The sequence below is a fragment of the Teredinibacter haidensis genome (assembly GCF_014211975.1).
Classification (GTDB): domain Bacteria; phylum Pseudomonadota; class Gammaproteobacteria; order Pseudomonadales; family Cellvibrionaceae; genus Teredinibacter; species Teredinibacter haidensis.
In genome coordinates this window covers 4331768-4348936 of sequence record NZ_CP060084.1, presented here as the reverse complement: position 1 = coordinate 4348936, position 17169 = coordinate 4331768, and the positions used below count along the sequence as shown (strand labels likewise).

Sequence of the window (17169 nt, the reverse complement as noted above, 5' to 3'; positions counted from 1 at the left end):
ACCTTAGCCCTTATGCACCACTAGCAAGCTTTGCTAGCTGCCGTTTTAATAATGCCTGCTTATTTACCAGTGACATACCTACGTTTCTCGCCCAACGGATTGCGGGATCATCCGTACTGAACAATCGTTTGAAACCTTCCATCAATAACATCGCCGACAAATTGTGGCTTTTACGAGCGCGCTGAAAACGACGCAGAATCGAGTCTTCGCTTAAAGGAATATTGCGCTGACAAGCACGTACAATTTCATCTGCCAGCGCCTGTACATCATAAAACCCCAGGTTTGCACCCTGCCCGGCGAGAGGGTGGATGGTATGAGCGGCATCACCGATTAATGCCAAACCCGGGCAAATGTAATCAACGGCATGTCGCTGTCGCAGCGGAATTGCAAAGCGCTTCGCCGTATGCTCGACCGCGCCCAGGCGATATTCGAATGCCCGCCCCAGGCGCTGACAAAATTTGGCGTCCTCCAGGGCCATCAACTCTTCGGCAATCCCGGTTTTAACCGACCACACCAACGAACTGTGATGTGCCGATGCAGGGGGAACAGAGTCAACTTGCATAGGCAAAAAAGCGATGGGGCCCTGCTGACTAAAACGCTGCCAGCAACAATACTCATGCGGCTTCTCGGTGCAAACAGTTGTCACAATAGCGGTGTGTCCATAGTCCCACTCGCGCGTTTTCAGACCAGCCATTTCACGTAATTCAGAATGAGCGCCATCGGCGGCAATAACCAAATCACACGAGAGCGTTGCACTACTTTCGGTTTTGTGACAAATGCTTAACGTATTTTTGTTCTCAGCATGCTCAAAATGGGTTACACGCCAACCATCCAGTAGTGTGACGGACGATTGAGTTCTTAAATACTCCCGCAAAACATTAACAACGACACTATTTTCGATAATGTGGCCGAGGCTCGCCTCATGCACGTCGCTCGCATAAAATTGAATATTGCCGGTGCCCTCTGCATCCCAGATTTCCATCGCACCATAGGCACAAGCTCTTGCTTCCCGAATCGCTCCCCACACCCCCAAGCTATCCAATAGACCTTTAGACTTTCTCGACAGGGCAACCACTCTCGGATCGAACTGCTCACCCGAAAAAAATTCCGGCTCGGCGCGCGCTTCGATAACAGCAATATTTAAATGAGCCGTGGCAGAGTGTTGCGCAATGCTCGCAGCCAGCAGGGCGCCAACCATACCCCCACCGACAATAACCAGATCGTAGTGTTGATCACTCATATGGAACCTGCTGCCCGCAATTTTACTTTTGGCACTGTTCGCCCCATCATTTGCGAGAAAAATTCCTTTCGAGCCGCCGGCCACAACTCCATGGCCAATAAGCCCAAATTACGCCCCAGCTGCACGGCTTTATTATGCTGAGAAAAAATCCACACAAAACCGTGGCCGATTCCAGCGGTAAGGGCCTGATCATTTTCCTGCGCAGCCAAATACCGCTTAAGCACGGATATATCACCCAGGTCTTTGCCTTTTTGATTGGCTTGCACCAGCACGGCGGTTAGCTGCGCACAGTCGCGTATCGCCAAATTAAAACCCTGCCCGGCAACTGGATGTAGAGAGTGCGCTGCATTCCCAATCAACACGATCGATGAGCGCACCTGCTCCCTGGCAAAGACCATTTTTAACGGATAGCTATGGCGCTCACCTACACGTAAGCAGGAGCCCAGCCGATAACCAAACGTGTGCTGAATGTGCTGAATAAAGTCGGTATCAGACCATTGCAGGGTTTCCTCAAGCTGCGGGAGAGGGCGTATCCAAACTAAAGCGGCCCTGCGACTCGCGCGGGTATTCTCATCGGGTAAGGGTAAAACGGCCAAAGGGCCATCTTCAGTAAAACGCTCAAACGCCTGCCCCTGATGAGGCTGCTCAAATTCCAGATTGGTAATAACCGCCGCCTGCTGGTAATCGTGAATATCTGTGCCTACACCCAACTGCTGACGCAAAGGCGACTCGGCACCATCACCCACAATAACAAGCGACGCTTTTAGTGTTTTCAACTCGGCATTGCAGCCGCTTCGATAACTTAACGCTGCACCAGCACTGACGGGCCGAATGGATTCCACTTTTGTCGGCGCTAACACGCTGATGTTCTGCGCTTTCAGCACCGCCTGACACAAGTGGTAACCAAACCAACGATTTTCCACCACGAACCCCAAGGGCTGATTATCGTTTTCTGCTTGGGAAAACGCCGTGGCACCTACATGGCCACGATCACTAACATGCACGCGACTTATCGGCTGCGCGCGCTCTACAATATCGGGCCACACATTAATCAATTGCAGCAACGCTACCGTTGCCGCCGACAACGCAGAGGATCGCGCATCGAAACTCGGCTGCTCCAGTAATTCGGGCTTGGCCTGCAGGCCAACGGATTCAAATAAAACAATATTGATATTGGGCAGCTGCTGCGACAATAGCAGCGCCTGGGACAGGCCCACCATGCCACCGCCGACAATAGCAATATCGGTCTGCTTTCTCTCTTGAGTTCGGTTGTTATCGTCGTCTTTCAATTCGTTCATTTATGCCCGCGCTTTGCGCCTTCCGGCCATTAATTTTTCTATGTCCGCAACGGTTTTGGGCGCGCCATCGGTTAACACTCGACAACCGTCTTTAGTTACCACCACATCATCCTCGATACGCACACCAATTCCGCGCCATTTTGCTTCTACTTTTCGATTATCTTTAGCAACATAAATTCCCGGCTCTACCGTCATAACCATACCCGGCTCCAGGACCCTCCATTCATCCCCCACTTTGTAGTCGCCCACATCGTGAACATCCATTCCCAACCAGTGGCCGATGCGGTGCATGTAAAATGCTTTGTAACTTTCCTTTTCGATAAGTTTTTCGACTCGACCTTTGAGCAGCCCCAGCTGGACCAACCCTTCCACAATAGTTCTCACAGAGGCATCGTGTGGTTCGTTCCAATGATTTCCGGGCACAACTTTTTCAATGGCCGCTGCTTGCGCGTTTAGCACCAGGTTATAGATCGCTTTTTGTTCGCGGGAGAATTTTCCGTTCACCGGAAATGTGCGCGTAATATCGGAGGCATAATATTCATATTCACAACCGGCATCGATTAACACAAGATCGCCGTTTTTAAGCTTCGCACTGTTTTCAACATAATGTAGCACGCAAGCATTATCGCCCCCTCCCACAATACTGTTGTAAGCGGGTCTTCGACCTCCTTCCAATGTACAGGCATATTGAATTTCTGCTTCCAGCTCGTATTCAAATCGTCCCGGCGCACAGGTTTTCATCGCGCGCACATGCGCGCGCGATGAAATATCGCCGGCAGTCTCCATTAAACGAACCTCGGCTGCACTTTTATACAAGCGCATATCGTGAAGGAAGTGATCAAGATCTAAAAACTCACCCGGCGGTGTTGCACCCGCCCGCACTTTCGCACGAATCAGGTTTACCCATGCCATCACATGGCGATCGAAGTCCATATCTTTACCCATCGCGTAATAAACACGCTCTCGCCCTTCGATAAGACCCGGTAAAATATCGTCGATATCATCAATAGGAAAGGCATCGTCAGCACCGTATTGCTTGCACGCACCTTCCTGGCCCGCGCGATAACCATCCCAGATTTCTTTTTCTTTGTTTTTTTCCCTGCAGAATAAGACATACTCACCGTGCTCACGCTCAGGCACCAAGACCAGCACAGCCTCAGGCTCGCTAAAACCGGTTAAGTAATAAAAATCGCTGTCCTGACGATACGGGTAATCGGTATCCCGACTGCGTAATTTTTCTTTCGCCGCAGGCAGGATGGCAATGCTATTGGGCTCCATTAACGCCATAAGAGCCTTACGGCGGCGAGCAAACTCTTGCTTGGTAATACTCATAAAATGCCATCTATTTAATGAAATGTATCCGGGCTGTCGGCGGCAGGCGATTCGCTTGATGTCTTGGCAATACAAAGTTCAGTGTAAACAGTCAGTACCGCAACTTTGACATACTCCACCAGTTCAACCCAGTAGGTTTCGTTCTGCTCTGCATCCAACTCCGCGTCGACAGCCGCCTGAGAAATATGAGCCATATCGCGCAAGGCGTCGGCAACGTCCTTGGGAAGCTCTGCCCCCTGACCTAAACCGGACTTTCCAATCGTCTGCCCCAAGCCGTGTAAAAAACCTTCACACCAACCGGCCAGCTCCTGCGCCCGCCGCTCCAGGCTGGCATTATCATCCGGCAAAAGGGGCTGAAAGCTATACTGCTGATCATTGAGCAACTTATCGGTATTCTCCAGTATAAGTTTGAATAGCGCTTCCTGCTCTTCGTTTGGGGTAATGAAGTCCAACTCCAGAAATTCCAGCGCTACCTGCTGCCATTGTTGTGCATCCAAACGATCTCCGGCACACAAACGGCCACACAATAAGCCCTGCAACTCCGCCACTGAATTCACACTTCCCATATTCATTAACTGGTCATTAACAAAGTGAAACTCGAACAAACTACTCATATAAAAACCTCTTGCGGCTCACAAAGCGCCATTATTCTCGGCGTTCCTCACCTCAGGAGGAGAAGAAAGCACTATACTTTTCCAAAATTGCGATTAACATGCATCAGGACGCATCCAAACAAGACGCGTTAAAAGCTGGACATTATAGTAAACGGCAGCACAATATCGAACATGAGCAACCAATTGTTACACGAAGTTGAAGCCCGACTGGACGAACTGATCAGCCTATGCGATCGCCTCGAAAAGGAAAATTCCACGCTGCGCTCACAAGAGACCGACTGGCAACAGGAGCGTGCACGCCTGATCGAGAAAAATGAGTTGGCCCGCAACCGTGTCGAGGCCATGATTACTCGCCTGAAAAGCCTAGAGGCGGAATCTTGAGCACAGTAGAAGAATCACAAGCAGCCATGAGCGAGCAACAGCGCGTACACGTTAACATCCTAGAGAAAGACTACCAAATCTCCTGCCCCCCCAACGAGAGGGAAGCTCTTCACCGCGCAGCCGAAGAACTGGACGAACGCATGCGGGTGATCCGTAGCAGCGGCAATGTTATTGGCCTGGAACGCATCGCCGTTATGGCTGCACTCAACCTTTGCTACGAACTGCAACAAGAAAAAAGCAATAGCGGCAACTCCCAAACCAACATCCAAGCACTAGAGCGCATGGCGGCAAAGCTGGCCAAGACGCTAAACGACTAAACAAGCTTTTCCACTGCGCGATTCTCGAAAAAAGTCAAGACTGTTCAGCTAGATTCTCGATGCTATACTGACAGTACCTGGGGTGTTTGCCAGTTGGCTGAATCCCTGAGCCCGTAAGCGTTTTTAAGGAGGCTACGTGTTTGTGCTGTGTGCATGTCCGCGCGACGGAAAGCCTAACGTATAACAGTTCCCTCCCCCTTGGATCATCGGGTCCAAGGTAAGGTCAACAGCGGCATTCCCGGGATTTTATCCGCATCAGATCGTTTGATGCCTTGTGCTGGAATCACCAGCAAACCAATAGACAAGAGTTAATGAATAAGGCAGCCCTGCGTTCGCATATCCGCAGCCAGCGCAACGCGCTTAGCTCGCTGCAGCAGCGTACCGCCGCTTCCAACCTATGCAACCAAATCGTAAAACTTCCCGAATACAAACGAGCCAGACATATAGCCCTTTATTTTGCCAATGATGGTGAAATTTCGCCTCACCACTTAGGCCAAACCGCCAGAAGCCAGCAAAAAAAAACCTATTACCCAGTACTCACTCGTCAACAGATGATATTCCGACCCTATAAGGGTCGCCAAAAATTGATGAAAAACCGTTTCAATATACCAGAACCTCTCCCCCGCTACCGAGCGAGACAAGTTCGCGAATTGGATATTGTCTTTTTACCGCTGGTAGCCTTCGACGAGGAGGGGAATCGCCTGGGAATGGGTGGAGGTTTTTACGACAGAACCTTTGCATTTAAAAACCAAAGCCCGTTTGTGCGACCGCTGCTTATCGGGCTTGCACACCAACTGCAGCAGCAAGGACAGTTAATTACCGAAGCCTGGGATATTCCGCTCGATATGATTGCCACCGATAAAGAAGTGATCACTGTTCGCCATCGCAGATGGTAACGCGCAAGCGAAAGCAACCAGTCACCCACACCCCTCCTGGGAGCTGACTGATCGGTTAATACTGTCTAATGAACGCTGTTGAAGCCTAACCGCTATTGCTTTACGACTACCACACCTTGGTGGAGTTCTGCGGCAGGTGCATCCAATGCTGAGCTGTCACTACTATCAGTTACGCTCAATCCTGTTGCCAATAATCCAACAACAAATATTATGGCGGCTAGAGTTAGTGCATCAGTTTTCATGCTTACGTTCTCTGCGCTCTAATCGTGTTTATTTTAGTTTTTAATCGCTTCATTATCGGAAAGCCAACTTATCGAGTAGGAGCACAATTTATCTAGAACAATTCAGGTGCTAAGCAGCCAAAACCCGAACCAACCTCATATCTCAAACTCAAGTTTACTTGCAGATAACAGAACTTCCAGCCCTCCACACACCCTAGTGTTTACTGCCTCACAGAATAAGTGAACACTCACTCAAAAGCGTGACACAATTCCTTATGACGCGCCAATTATTAACGTCAACGGTTACTAAAACATGTCGACGGTGTCAATTGGCCTGTAAAATTGCACAAAGCTAGAGTGCCAATATAGGCCTCACCACCCTTTGGTTCAACCATCTATACCCCTTACGATTACCGATTCAAAAAATAAAAACCACTGCTTGATGAATATCAATAAGCAACCGATAATAAGAATTATTATTGTTAGGGGCTGACCCTCTCACACTGTGGAGTTGCTTTACTTCTATGTCTATGACACTTAACGAACTGGCCATCGGCGCCATCGCCACCGTTCACACATTGCTCGGTAACAACCAAGCACTGCACCGCCAGTGTGGCGCCCTCGGCTTAAAACCCGGAGCTCGTATTCAAGTACTTCACAAAAACCGCAGTAAAGGCCCTATGCAAATCAAATGTCGCGGAACACTGTTTTCCATACGCACAGATGAAGCAGCCTACATAGGTGTCACTACCGAAGCCTGACCCCCAACCAACCCAAGAGATAGCGCTTGAAAGAAATCGCCCTGATAGGCAGTCCAAACTGCGGCAAAACCACTCTATTTAACCGTCTGACAGGCGCGCGCCAGCGAACTGGCAACTGGCCCGGCGTCACGGTAGAGCGCAAAGATGGCAAGCTCGATATCAATGGTGAAAAAGCCCTGCTGATCGACCTTCCCGGCGTTTACACTCTCCACGATGACATCCAGGGCTTAGAGGCTCGCATTGCGTTCGACTATATTAATAGCGGCAAGCCCGAGCTGGTGTTGCTGGTGATTGATGCCACCCGACTGCCGCAGCAGCTAGAGCTGCTACCCGAGCTCTTAAGCACAGGTATCCCCGTGGTACTGGCGGTGAATATGCTCGACAGCGCCGAAGCAGAGGGCATGCATGTCGACCTTGTAGGCCTGGAACAAAAAACAGGCCTTCCTGTGGCAGGCGTTATCGGTTCAACGGGTGTAGGCCTCCCGGAACTCAAGCAGAAAATTAGCCAGGCTTTACAGCATTACAACCTGGTCAATCCCTCTCGACTGAACATCGCCGAGATTGCCGACGCTTGCTACCACACCACCGAACAAAAGAGCCGTACAGAAAAGATCGACCGCTGGCTGCTTCATCCCAAGCTGGCATTACCAGTCTTTCTGCTGGTGATGTATCTCCTGTTTACGATTGCGGTAAATTTTGGCGCCGTATTTATCGACTTTTTCGATATTGTTCTAGGTAGCTTGTTTATCGATGGCAGCCGCTGGCTACTCGGTAGTATCGGTACCCCGGAGTGGCTACAGGCGGTGATTGCCGATGGTGTCGGCGGAGGCATTCAGTTGGTTGGCACCTTTATTCCCGTTATCGGCTGCCTTTATCTGTGCATGTCTATTCTCGAGGATTCCGGCTACCTCTCCCGCGCAGCTTTTGTTATTGATCGTCTAATGGCCAAAATTGGTCTTCCCGGACAAGCTTTTATTCCCCTTATTATTGGCTTCGGCTGCAATGTTCCGTCGGTAATGGCCTCGCGGGCGCTCGGGCAGGCCAGCGCCCGCCTGACAACCATTTTTATTGCGCCCTTTATGAGCTGCGGCGCACGGCTTTCCGTATACGTGTTTGTAGGTACTGCCTTTTTCCCCAGCCAATCGCAAAACGCCATTTTCGCCCTCTATATCCTGGGTATTCTTGTGGCGATTTTCTCTGCCTGGATTCTACGCCACAAACTTTTCTCTGGACTTGTTGGGGCCAATATCACAGAAATGCCAGCCTACCACCGCCCTCTGTTGCGCAACGTACTCACGCAAACTTGGCTGCGGCTCTATTCCTTTATCTGGCGAGCAGGGCGGCGCATCGTTGCTGTCGTTTTACTACTATCGGTACTGTCCTCCTTTGGTACGGATGGCAGCTGGGGCAATCAGGACACAGAAAAATCAGCGCTTTCGGCAACCGGCAAGTGGCTTACGCCCGTCTTCACTCCCATGGGGATAGGGGAACAAAACTGGCCTGCAACCGTAGGTCTATTTACCGGCTTATTTGCAAAAGAGGTCGTTGTGGGCACTCTCGACACCCTTTACTCCCCACCGGAAACAGAAGAGCCCTCAACCGAAAGACCCGATTTTCTTGGCGATATAAAAGCCGCCTTTACCAGCATTATCGAAAACTCTGCCGGTTTAGTTGATGCCCTTACAGACCCCCTAGGTATCGGCTCAGCTCAGCAAGACGCCACCAGCTCACAACCCCATAGCTACGCTGCCATGCAACAGCTCTTTCCCTCTAGCTGGGGAGCGTTTTGCTACCTTGTATTTATCCTACTTTACGCTCCTTGCGTGGCAACTATCGGCGTAATGCAAAGGGAGGCTGGTCATGTGTGGATGGGCTTTTCGATTATTTGGAGTCTGTTGCTGTCTTACTGGCTCGCCAGCGCTCTCTGGCATCTCTGCCTGCTCGCCAGTGCTCCTGTGGTCGCAAGCAGCTGGCTTGCTCTCTCCTCCTTGGTACTCTACGCCAGTTACCGCTTCATTATCCACTATATGAAAAAGGGGATGAGCGAACATATCCCGGTCGTCAACCTCCCCGGATAAGCAACATCGGCAACGCAAGTCTCACGACTATTGTCTATCTAATTTATCCACCAAAGCACCGGACTCGAGCAGGAAAAACAATTCCAACCTTTCCCAGCTTGAATAAAAAAGGAGCGAATCAATCGCTCCTTTTTTATTCAAAACCTTTTTTTGTGTCTTAAAAAAGCACTCTGCAACGAATCGTACCCTCTACGCTTTTGAGTTGTTTAAGTGCCGATTTATTGTATTTAGAATCCACATCGACCACGACATAACCCACTTTCTCATTGGTCTGTAAATACTGACCAGTAATATTGATATTATTTTCAGAGAAAATTTTGTTAATCGCCGTCAGTACGCCGGGTACGTTTTTGTGAACGTGCAGTAAACGATGAACATTTCTATGGGTGGGCAGCGCCACTTCGGGGAAGTTTACCGAAGAAATAGTCGTGCCGTTATCAGAATACTTAATCAGTTTTTCGGTAACTTCGAAACCAATATTTTCCTGAGCCTCCATAGTGGAGCCACCAATATGCGGTGTGAGAATCGTATTATCGAACGCCCGCAAAGGCGATACAAATTCTTCATCGTTGCCTTTTGGCTCAACAGGGAAAACGTCAATTGCTGCTCCGGAAATATGCCCACTTTCCATCGCTACGGCCAAAGCCTCGATATCGATCACTGTTCCACGGGACGCGTTTATTAAAATTGCCCCCGCTTTCATGGCCGCGATTTCCTGCTCACCAATAAGATCTTTAGTTCCAGCCGTTTCCGGCACATGCAGGGAAACGATATCTGATTTGGCCAGCAACTCCGTTAGCGATTTACACTGTATTGCGTTGCCCAGTGGCAGCTTGTTAATTACATCGAAAAACATCACCGTCATACCCAGGGATTCGGCCAATACACTGACTTGACTACCAATTGAGCCATAGCCGATCAGCCCCAGTGTTTTACCACGTATTTCAAAGGAGCCCGTTGCCGATTTATTCCATTCGCCGCGATGACAACCTGCATTTTTGGCGGGCACACCCCGCAGCAATAAAATTGCTTCCGCAATAACTAGCTCAGCAACGCTTCGGGTATTGGAATAGGGCGCATTAAAAACCGCTACACCATGCTCCTGCGCAGCTTCCAGATCAACTTGATTGGTACCAATACAAAAACAACCCGCCGCCACCAATTTGGGAGCGCTTTCGAATACTCGTCGGGTTAGCTGTGTACGAGAACGCAAGCCAACAAAATGTGCATCTTTAATTCGATCAATCAGCTCATCTTCCGCCAGCGCCGTTTTTACATAATCGATATTGGTGTAGCCTGCATTTTTTAGGCTCTCAACAGACGAGGGACTAACACCTTCAAGCAATAGGAATTTAATTTTTTCTTTTTTCAGGGAAGTCAGAGGAGCCGTCATAGTTAAGTCTCACAAGCTAAAAATAAATATTCAATATAGCGCGATTTACGCGCGTAACGTCTGCACACCCGTTTCGGTTGCAAGCAGTAAAACATCAGCCGGGCGCCTGGCAAACAGGCCATTGCTGACAACTCCCACAATTTGGTTGATTGCAGCTTCCAAACCGGGGGCATCTTCAATGTTTAGGCCGTGAACATCCAGAATCTCACCACCATTGTCGGTAATACACCCCCGGCGGTGCACGGGATCGCCACCCAGTTTTATCAGCTCACGAGCGACATAAGCACGAGCCATCGGAATCACTTCGACCGGCAGCGGGAAGGCTCCCAGGGTTTTGACCCACTTGCTTTGATCGGCGATACACACAAATTCGTCGGCGCTGGCGGTTACAATTTTTTCCCGTGTTAACGCTGCACCACCGCCTTTAATCAGCTGCAATTTCGCGTTACTTTCATCCGCTCCATCGACATACACCGCCAACTGATCAACTGAATTTAAATCATAGACGGGAATACCATGTTTTTTTAACCTCTCAGCAGAAACATCCGAACTGGCAACCGCGCCATCGAACAAAGCCTTATGCTCAGCCAGAAAATCAATAAAAAAGTTAGCGGTAGAACCAGTACCGATTCCCACAATGGTGTCACTTTCGAGCTTTGGCAAAATGTATTCAACCGCCGCCTGGGCAACAGCTTTTTTGAGTTCGTCCTGGGTCATGGGGTGCAATCAATTCCGGTTAATATAGAGGACAGCGGGAGAGGCGGTGCAGTTTACTAAAAACTGCCGCCGAGCGCATGCACAAATAACACTCCATCAAAGCAAATTCAATGACTTGACGTCTCGCATCCTTTACCATTGCCGCTCAATAAACAAATTGAAAATATAACGAACTGCCATGCCCCAGTCCTACCTGAAACGCATACTCAACGCCCGCATTTACGATCTGGCCGTAGAAACACCACTGGATGCTGCACCGCTGATTTCTGACCGCACCAACAACCAGGTACTGCTTAAGCGCGAAGACCTGCAACCCGTGTTTTCCTTTAAAATTCGCGGAGCCTACAATAAGCTCCTGCAGTTGAGTGAGGAGCAAAGAGCTGGAGGCGTCGTAGCGGCCTCAGCAGGCAACCATGCACAGGGTCTGGCGCTGGCCTCACAGCATCTAGGCGTGAAAGCCACAATTGTTATGCCCCGTACGACACCGGCGATTAAAGTGGAGGCGGTAAAACGCCGTGGAGCAAAAGTTGTTCTGACCGGTGATACCTACGACGAAGCGGCCACTCATGCCAAAAAACTGGTTGAAGAAAAGGGGATGACCTACGTCCCCCCCTTCGACGACCCCGATGTTATTGCTGGCCAGGGTACCGTTGCCATGGAACTGTTGCGCCAGTATTCCGGGCCCATAGACGCTGTTTTCATCCCCGTGGGCGGCGGCGGCCTGTGTGCCGGTATGGCCGCCTACATAAAGTATGTGCGCCCAGAGACCAAGGTTTTCGCCGTAGAACCCAACGATGCGGCATGCCTGAAAGCCGCCATGGATGCCAACCGCCGGGTAACACTTCCTCAGGTAGGTATATTTGCCGAAGGTGTTGCTGTAGCGCAAATTGGAAAAGAAACCTACCGCGTTTTGCGACAGACCATCGACGGTGTTATTACCGCCAATGCCGATGAAATGTGCGCTGCGATTAAGGATATTTTCGAAGATACACGCTCCATTACTGAGCCCGCAGGGGCTTTGTCGCTCGCAGGCCTGAAAAAATACGTTGCCGAAACCGGCTGCGAAGGAAAAACCCTGGTCGCCATCGCCAGCGGAGCGAATACCAATTTCGACCGCTTGCGCTTTATTTCGGAAAGCACTGAAATCGGCGAAAAGCGCGAAGCAATCTTTGCGGTGACCATTCCAGAAGAACCCGGTAGCTATCGCAAGTTCTGTGGCCTGCTGGGCAAACGTTCCATTACTGAATTTAATTATCGCTTTGCCGATAATCGCGACGCCCATATCTTCGTCGGTCTACAGGTGGCTCCAGACAAAGACGATCGCGCGGAGGTGGTTCAAACTCTGGAAGGAAAAGGTTACAAAGTTGTCGATATGACCGATAACGAAGTGGCTAAGCTCCATATTCGTCATATGGTCGGCGGTCATGCGCCTCAGGCCAATGACGAAATCGTCTACCGCTTCGAGTTTCCGGAACGACCCGGCGCGTTGCTGAACTTTTTAACCAAGCTGGCCGGTCGCTGGAATATTTCCATGTTCCACTATCGCAACCACGGTGCAGCATTTGGCCGGGTACTGGTTGGCATGCAGGTACCGAAAAAAGAACACAAACAACTGCAAGGCCTGCTGAAGGACCTGGGCTACCCCTACTGGGATGAAACCGATAACGAAGCCTACCGGTATTTTTTGAGTTAAACCCTGTCGAGGGGCGCCATTTAAGCCCAGTGCTTTTCTGCACTTTTGATCGCCCGAGGGCGCTTTGCGATTTCCCTCGGGCGACCTCCCTTTGAGAACTATCGGACAGCAGCGCTATTTGGCCACCGCTGTCCGAGAACCCTTTCACACAACTTACACATCAATAGAAACTGCAACAGCAATTTAATCCAGTCTTCACAAATTCAGCATACAGGCGACACACTTAACTTCTAGCCTCCTCTACTCAACACTGGTTCCATTTACACATCGAATAATTCTTTTGGAGGCCGCCATGCGCCACTGTATTACGCTGTTAATTCTAGCCGTTTTATCTGCTTCATCTCTCCCCAGCCTTGCCAGCAGCAAACACTTTGACTGGCACAAGCCTTTTGCTTCCCATGGTTTCGGCTCTAATGTGCAACTGGGACCACGCCCCTACTTTCTGGTCAAAGATATGGATGTATCGCCGCTCAAGAAAAAGCTTCTTAGCTGCCAAAACCAAAAACCACGCAGGTCTGATTTTTCCATTGGCCACAGAGGCGCACCACTGCAATTCCCTGAGCACACAAAAGAATCCTATGAAGCGGCTGCACGTATGGGCGCAGGCATTCTGGAGTGTGATGTCACCTTTACGAAAGATAAAGAGTTGGTTTGCCGTCACTCCCAATGTGACTTACATACCACAACCAATATCCTTGAAACCCCCCTGGCTGAAAAATGCAGTGTGCCCTTTGAGCCCGCAGAGGTCGATGCCGACGGTAACGTTATCAAATCCGCTTCCGTTCGCTGTTGCACCAGCGATATTACCCTGGAAGAATTTAAAACACTTAAGGGCAAGATGGATGCGGGAAATTCTGCAGCCACAACGGTTGCAGAGTACCTCGATGCAACGGCAAATTGGCGCACCGACCTCTACGCCGGCCGCGGAACTCTGCTCAGCCATAAAGAAAGTATTCAGTTATTTACCCGGCTCGGAACCAAGATGACACCGGAACTAAAGTCACCCAGCGTGGAAATGCCCTTCAATGGATTTTCCCAGCAAGACTACGCACAAAAAATGATTGAAGAGTATAAACAAGCTTGGGTTCCCCCTCACTTTGTCTGGCCACAATCGTTTAACTACAGCGACGTACTCTACTGGATAGATAGTGAGCCCACGTACGGCCATCAAGCTGTATTTCTCGATGGCCGCTACGATGATCCTGATTTTAACTTCCGTGATCCAAGTACTTACGAACCTTCCATGGCCAAGATAGCAGCGGATGGCGTAAGTATTATTGCGCCACCCATATGGATGCTGGTGGACGTTATCGACGGTGACATCGCCCCCTCGATTTATGCCGAATCGGCAAAGGCTGCGGGCCTGGATATGATTGCCTGGTCATTCGAACGCGCAGGCCCATTGGCAAATGGTGGTGGCTGGTATTATCAATCGCTGAATGGCCTAAACACCGACTCAGTTAACCCACAGCCCAGCGTGATAAATAACGATGGCGATATGATGGAGATATTGGATGTTCTCGCCCGGGATGTAGGGGTATTAGGCGTATTTTCGGACTGGCCAGCAACGGTGAGCTATTACGCAAGTTGTATGAACTTAAAATAGAGGCAAAAAAGAGCCGGTATTACACCGGCTCTTTTTAACAGACCTTTCCGCTACTCGTCCTCGAAGGCTTCACCTTCGTCATCACCATCATTAAATAATTGTGCGACTTGAGCCGCATTATCACGGACGAATTGAATATCCTTTGGATCCGCATTTTTTGCAGCCGCTGTTGCCTTCGAGTACATATTCATCGCAGCAGTCATGTGTTTAACCTGCTCGTCAATCATTTCTTCTGGCAGGCCACTGGACAACAGTTGCTTTTTCATTTCCGCCACCCGGTCTGCACTAAACTGCTCCGTCACTTTGGGCGAAAGCTGCTCCGTTTTTAAACTCAACATCGCCACAAATACACGGCTATATACAGCGGTAAACTCTTCCAACGACGTAAAACCGTTGGCCTCCACGGTGTTCAACAACTCTTTGTACACGGGAGTTCCCTTTAAGAAGGCCGCCATGGATTTACCACCATCACCGAACTCCATTTTATCCATGCTGTCATTTTCGAGTTCCGGATAACGATCCGCTAGCAATAGCAATTGCGTCTGAACTTTCGACATCTTATCTAAAAGCGAGTTGCTAAGCGGTGCAGTGCTGTCGGCAAATACACCAGAAAAGCTAACGGCAAGAAGACAACAACACGTGAATTTTAATAGGGATTGTTTCATATAAATTCCTTTTAGTGGGCAATTCGCGAAAGACTAGCATACCGGTTCAAAGAGTTCCGTGGCACAAATTGATGTTTTTCCTGTGGGCGTTATTCAGGCATGTTTAACAATCTTTACTGCATACGTTACAACAGACCGTGAACCGCTGAAGTAGATACAAGGAAGTTTAAAAGTGTTTAGGCACCCTATTCAACCACACCCACTGGCCCGCCACACTCTACAGCTCTCGAACGGGGACTGCGGTGGGTTGATTCAGTTCGGTAGAAAGGTCGTGTAGCCGATATTAGCAAGCTTTAAAAAAACGACCTGTTGTGTTGCCAGCGAGAGGTTAACGGTGGATTTAAAATGCTCATTTATTCACTATAAACTCCGCTTTTTCACCCATTTCCCCTTGCGCTGACGACCTCGCCTACATTATTCAGCAAGCCGCTAGCACTAGTCACAAACACCTTCAACCCATTCAAACTTGAAGTTACAGCTTTGCTTTCCGCATTTTTCGAATACCGTATACCCCTCTACACATTCAGGCGTTGGCCAGTAGGAAACAAAAAAGCGGGATTCTGCAAAGCCAGACTTGGAGAGAGCTCTAGAAAGCTCCGTGTTCTGTTCAACTATGGTGAATTGGGATGTATTTAAACTCACCCCTTTAAAATCAGCGAAGGCCTGCGTGATATCGCTGGAGGAAGATTTCTGCTTCTGCACTGCGCACGCCGCCAAGCAACAGACCGCCAGAACCACCCCTAATATTTTCCCTACTTGCATATAACCTGTCCCCGATTTATCAATTCGGGTAGTTTACGCCAGAAATTTTAGAATGGCTGTTAAAATTTTCGGCCGGTATGAACCCGCTTCGTTTACTAAGTGATGGCGCGCCCCAGGGATATGCTCTTCTTTTGGGTTTTCAAGTATTGAGACTATTTTGGGAAGATTGTTACGCCAATCAACGGTATTATCTGCAAGCCCCTGCACAATAAGCGTTGGTATTTGTAACTTACGCTCGCTACCAGAGGCAATGCGCTCCCACTTTGCCTCATACCATTCAACCCAGTCACACAGGGCCTGCAACCAAGTGTGGGGGATTGATTGCGGCTGTAGGGCATCGTCTTGCGCGAGAAACTGGCAAAACTCCTTATCGTGTGAATTATTGTTAAACCGTCGTTTTATTGGAATACCCAGGTAGCGTACAAAAGGAAAAGCCAATCGAATAAACCAAAAACTTTTAGGCTTTATCAATGGAGCCAAAAGCACGACCTTACGAATACCGCTGTCGTAAACCTGATCTAAAAGGTAACGCAATATCGCTGCCGCCCCGGTGCTCTGACCCACGAGAGAAACAGGTCCAAACACGTCCTTTTGCTGGTTCAGCATTAGCACGCTATCGCTGATAACACTGGCGTACTCACTAAAATCGTTGATAGCAGCAGGCTCACCCGCACTAATTCCATGGCCGGGAAAATCTGGCATAAAGACGCAAATATTCGCGCGTAACAAACTTTCAACCAACTTCAAATAAAGGCCGCTGTGATCGAACAGGCCGTGGCTGACCACAACCGTTTGCCTCTGCGCATTAGTCTCATGATTTTTAGGCAGCCAACAGTGCGCAACACATTTAAAGCCTCCCAAACGTACCTGGCCGGCATAATGTGTACATTGAGTGTGGCGAACGATTTGATCGTAGCCATAAAGACGAAATAATTCCTGCAACTCCGGCGCGCAGGCGTCGAGCTGGAAAGGCGTCTCAAATTGCAGCGCTGGAAGCTGCTGACGAAAATAACGTCTATCGGATTGATCCATAATTACAGTCTAGCCCGGATATTTCACAAGGGTACTTGATATTCCCCTCCACATTCCGGATTAAACTGTTTTTGCAGGGACTTGGACTTTCTCTCAAATCCGTTAATTGTTTTTTGAGAAAGCCGTAATTCTGATTTTTCGGCTATGCATCTTAAGGAATAGA

General features: G+C 49.4%; 17 protein-coding genes and 1 other RNA gene. 8 read left to right on the top strand and 10 right to left on the bottom strand.

Annotation, left to right across the window (positions count from 1 at the left end; genetic code table 11):
- Positions 1–10: 10 nt before the first annotated feature.
- The 4 genes from H5715_RS17755 to H5715_RS17740 are packed head-to-tail and all read right to left on the bottom strand — an operon-like array spanning position 11 to position 4484.
- On the bottom strand, positions 11–1240 hold the full coding sequence (locus H5715_RS17755; protein ID WP_075184866.1) for a UbiH/UbiF/VisC/COQ6 family ubiquinone biosynthesis hydroxylase: 1230 nt from the start codon (positions 1238–1240) through the stop codon (positions 11–13).
- Positions 1237–2538: a 2-octaprenyl-6-methoxyphenyl hydroxylase gene (gene ubiH, locus H5715_RS17750; protein ID WP_075184865.1), complete on the bottom strand. Its 1302-nt coding sequence runs from the start codon at positions 2536–2538 to the stop codon at positions 1237–1239. Before ubiH ends, H5715_RS17755 begins: the two co-directional genes overlap by 4 nt.
- Positions 2539–3870, bottom strand: coding sequence for a Xaa-Pro aminopeptidase (pepP, locus tag H5715_RS17745; protein ID WP_075184864.1), 1332 nt, complete (start codon positions 3868–3870; stop codon positions 2539–2541).
- 14 nt (positions 3871–3884) lie between these two features.
- The gene (locus H5715_RS17740; protein WP_075184863.1) at positions 3885–4484 is read right to left on the bottom strand and encodes a UPF0149 family protein; all 600 of its coding nucleotides are present in this window, start codon (positions 4482–4484) and stop codon (positions 3885–3887) included.
- Positions 4485–4655: 171 nt separating this feature from the next.
- Here H5715_RS17740 and H5715_RS17735 point away from each other — a divergent pair, with 171 nt between their 5' ends.
- The 4 genes from H5715_RS17735 (at position 4656) to H5715_RS17720 (ending at position 6078) form a co-directional block, all read left to right on the top strand.
- A complete protein-coding gene (locus H5715_RS17735; RefSeq protein WP_075184862.1) occupies positions 4656–4865 on the top strand; it encodes a TIGR02449 family protein in 210 nt (69 codons plus the stop codon).
- Entirely contained in the window at positions 4862–5182 is a 321-nt protein-coding gene (locus H5715_RS17730; RefSeq protein WP_425507000.1) for a cell division protein ZapA, read from the top strand. The genes H5715_RS17735 and H5715_RS17730 overlap by 4 nt, the downstream gene beginning before the upstream one ends.
- A 71-nt stretch (positions 5183–5253) precedes the next feature.
- A non-coding RNA gene (gene ssrS, locus H5715_RS17725) (6S RNA) lies at positions 5254–5431 on the top strand.
- A 62-nt stretch (positions 5432–5493) separates the two neighbouring features.
- On the top strand, positions 5494–6078 hold the full coding sequence (locus H5715_RS17720; RefSeq protein WP_075184861.1) for a 5-formyltetrahydrofolate cyclo-ligase: 585 nt from the start codon (positions 5494–5496) through the stop codon (positions 6076–6078).
- A 92-nt stretch (positions 6079–6170) separates the two neighbouring features.
- Here H5715_RS17720 and H5715_RS17715 read toward each other — a convergent pair whose 3' ends face one another.
- Positions 6171–6320 carry a hypothetical protein gene (locus tag H5715_RS17715; RefSeq protein WP_175574242.1) on the bottom strand — a complete coding sequence of 50 codons (150 nt, stop codon included), beginning with the start codon at positions 6318–6320 and terminating at the stop codon, positions 6171–6173.
- Positions 6321–6823: 503 nt separating this feature from the next.
- Here H5715_RS17715 and H5715_RS17710 point away from each other — a divergent pair.
- Positions 6824–7060: a FeoA family protein gene (locus tag H5715_RS17710; protein ID WP_075184860.1), complete on the top strand. Its 237-nt coding sequence runs from the start codon at positions 6824–6826 to the stop codon at positions 7058–7060.
- A gap of 26 nt (positions 7061–7086) precedes the next feature.
- On the top strand, positions 7087–9138 hold the full coding sequence (gene feoB / locus H5715_RS17705) for a ferrous iron transport protein B (RefSeq protein ID WP_075184859.1): 2052 nt from the start codon (positions 7087–7089) through the stop codon (positions 9136–9138).
- A gap of 157 nt (positions 9139–9295) precedes the next feature.
- On the opposite strand, the gene serA is transcribed toward feoB, so the two are convergent.
- Positions 9296–10531: a phosphoglycerate dehydrogenase gene (serA, locus tag H5715_RS17700; protein ID WP_075184858.1), complete on the bottom strand. Its 1236-nt coding sequence runs from the start codon at positions 10529–10531 to the stop codon at positions 9296–9298.
- Positions 10532–10576: 45 nt separating this feature from the next.
- A complete protein-coding gene (rpiA, locus tag H5715_RS17695) occupies positions 10577–11248 on the bottom strand; it encodes a ribose-5-phosphate isomerase RpiA (protein ID WP_075184857.1) in 672 nt (223 codons plus the stop codon).
- A 178-nt stretch (positions 11249–11426) separates the two neighbouring features.
- On the opposite strand from rpiA, the gene ilvA reads away from it, so the two are divergent.
- A complete protein-coding gene (gene ilvA / locus H5715_RS17690; RefSeq protein WP_075184856.1) occupies positions 11427–12941 on the top strand; it encodes a threonine ammonia-lyase, biosynthetic in 1515 nt (504 codons plus the stop codon).
- 292 nt (positions 12942–13233) lie between these two features.
- A complete protein-coding gene (locus H5715_RS17685) occupies positions 13234–14547 on the top strand; it encodes a glycerophosphodiester phosphodiesterase family protein (protein ID WP_075184855.1) in 1314 nt (437 codons plus the stop codon).
- Between the two features lie 50 nt (positions 14548–14597).
- Here H5715_RS17685 and H5715_RS17680 read toward each other — a convergent pair whose 3' ends face one another.
- The 3 genes from H5715_RS17680 to H5715_RS17670 form a co-directional block, all read right to left on the bottom strand.
- A complete protein-coding gene (locus tag H5715_RS17680; protein ID WP_075184854.1) occupies positions 14598–15212 on the bottom strand; it encodes a hypothetical protein in 615 nt (204 codons plus the stop codon).
- A gap of 435 nt (positions 15213–15647) precedes the next feature.
- The gene (locus H5715_RS17675) at positions 15648–15914 is read right to left on the bottom strand and encodes a phenylacetaldoxime dehydratase family protein (protein ID WP_139309738.1); all 267 of its coding nucleotides are present in this window, start codon (positions 15912–15914) and stop codon (positions 15648–15650) included.
- Positions 15915–16007: 93 nt separating this feature from the next.
- Positions 16008–17006, bottom strand: coding sequence for an alpha/beta hydrolase (locus tag H5715_RS17670; RefSeq protein WP_075184852.1), 999 nt, complete (start codon positions 17004–17006; stop codon positions 16008–16010).
- Positions 17007–17169 lie beyond the last annotated feature (163 nt).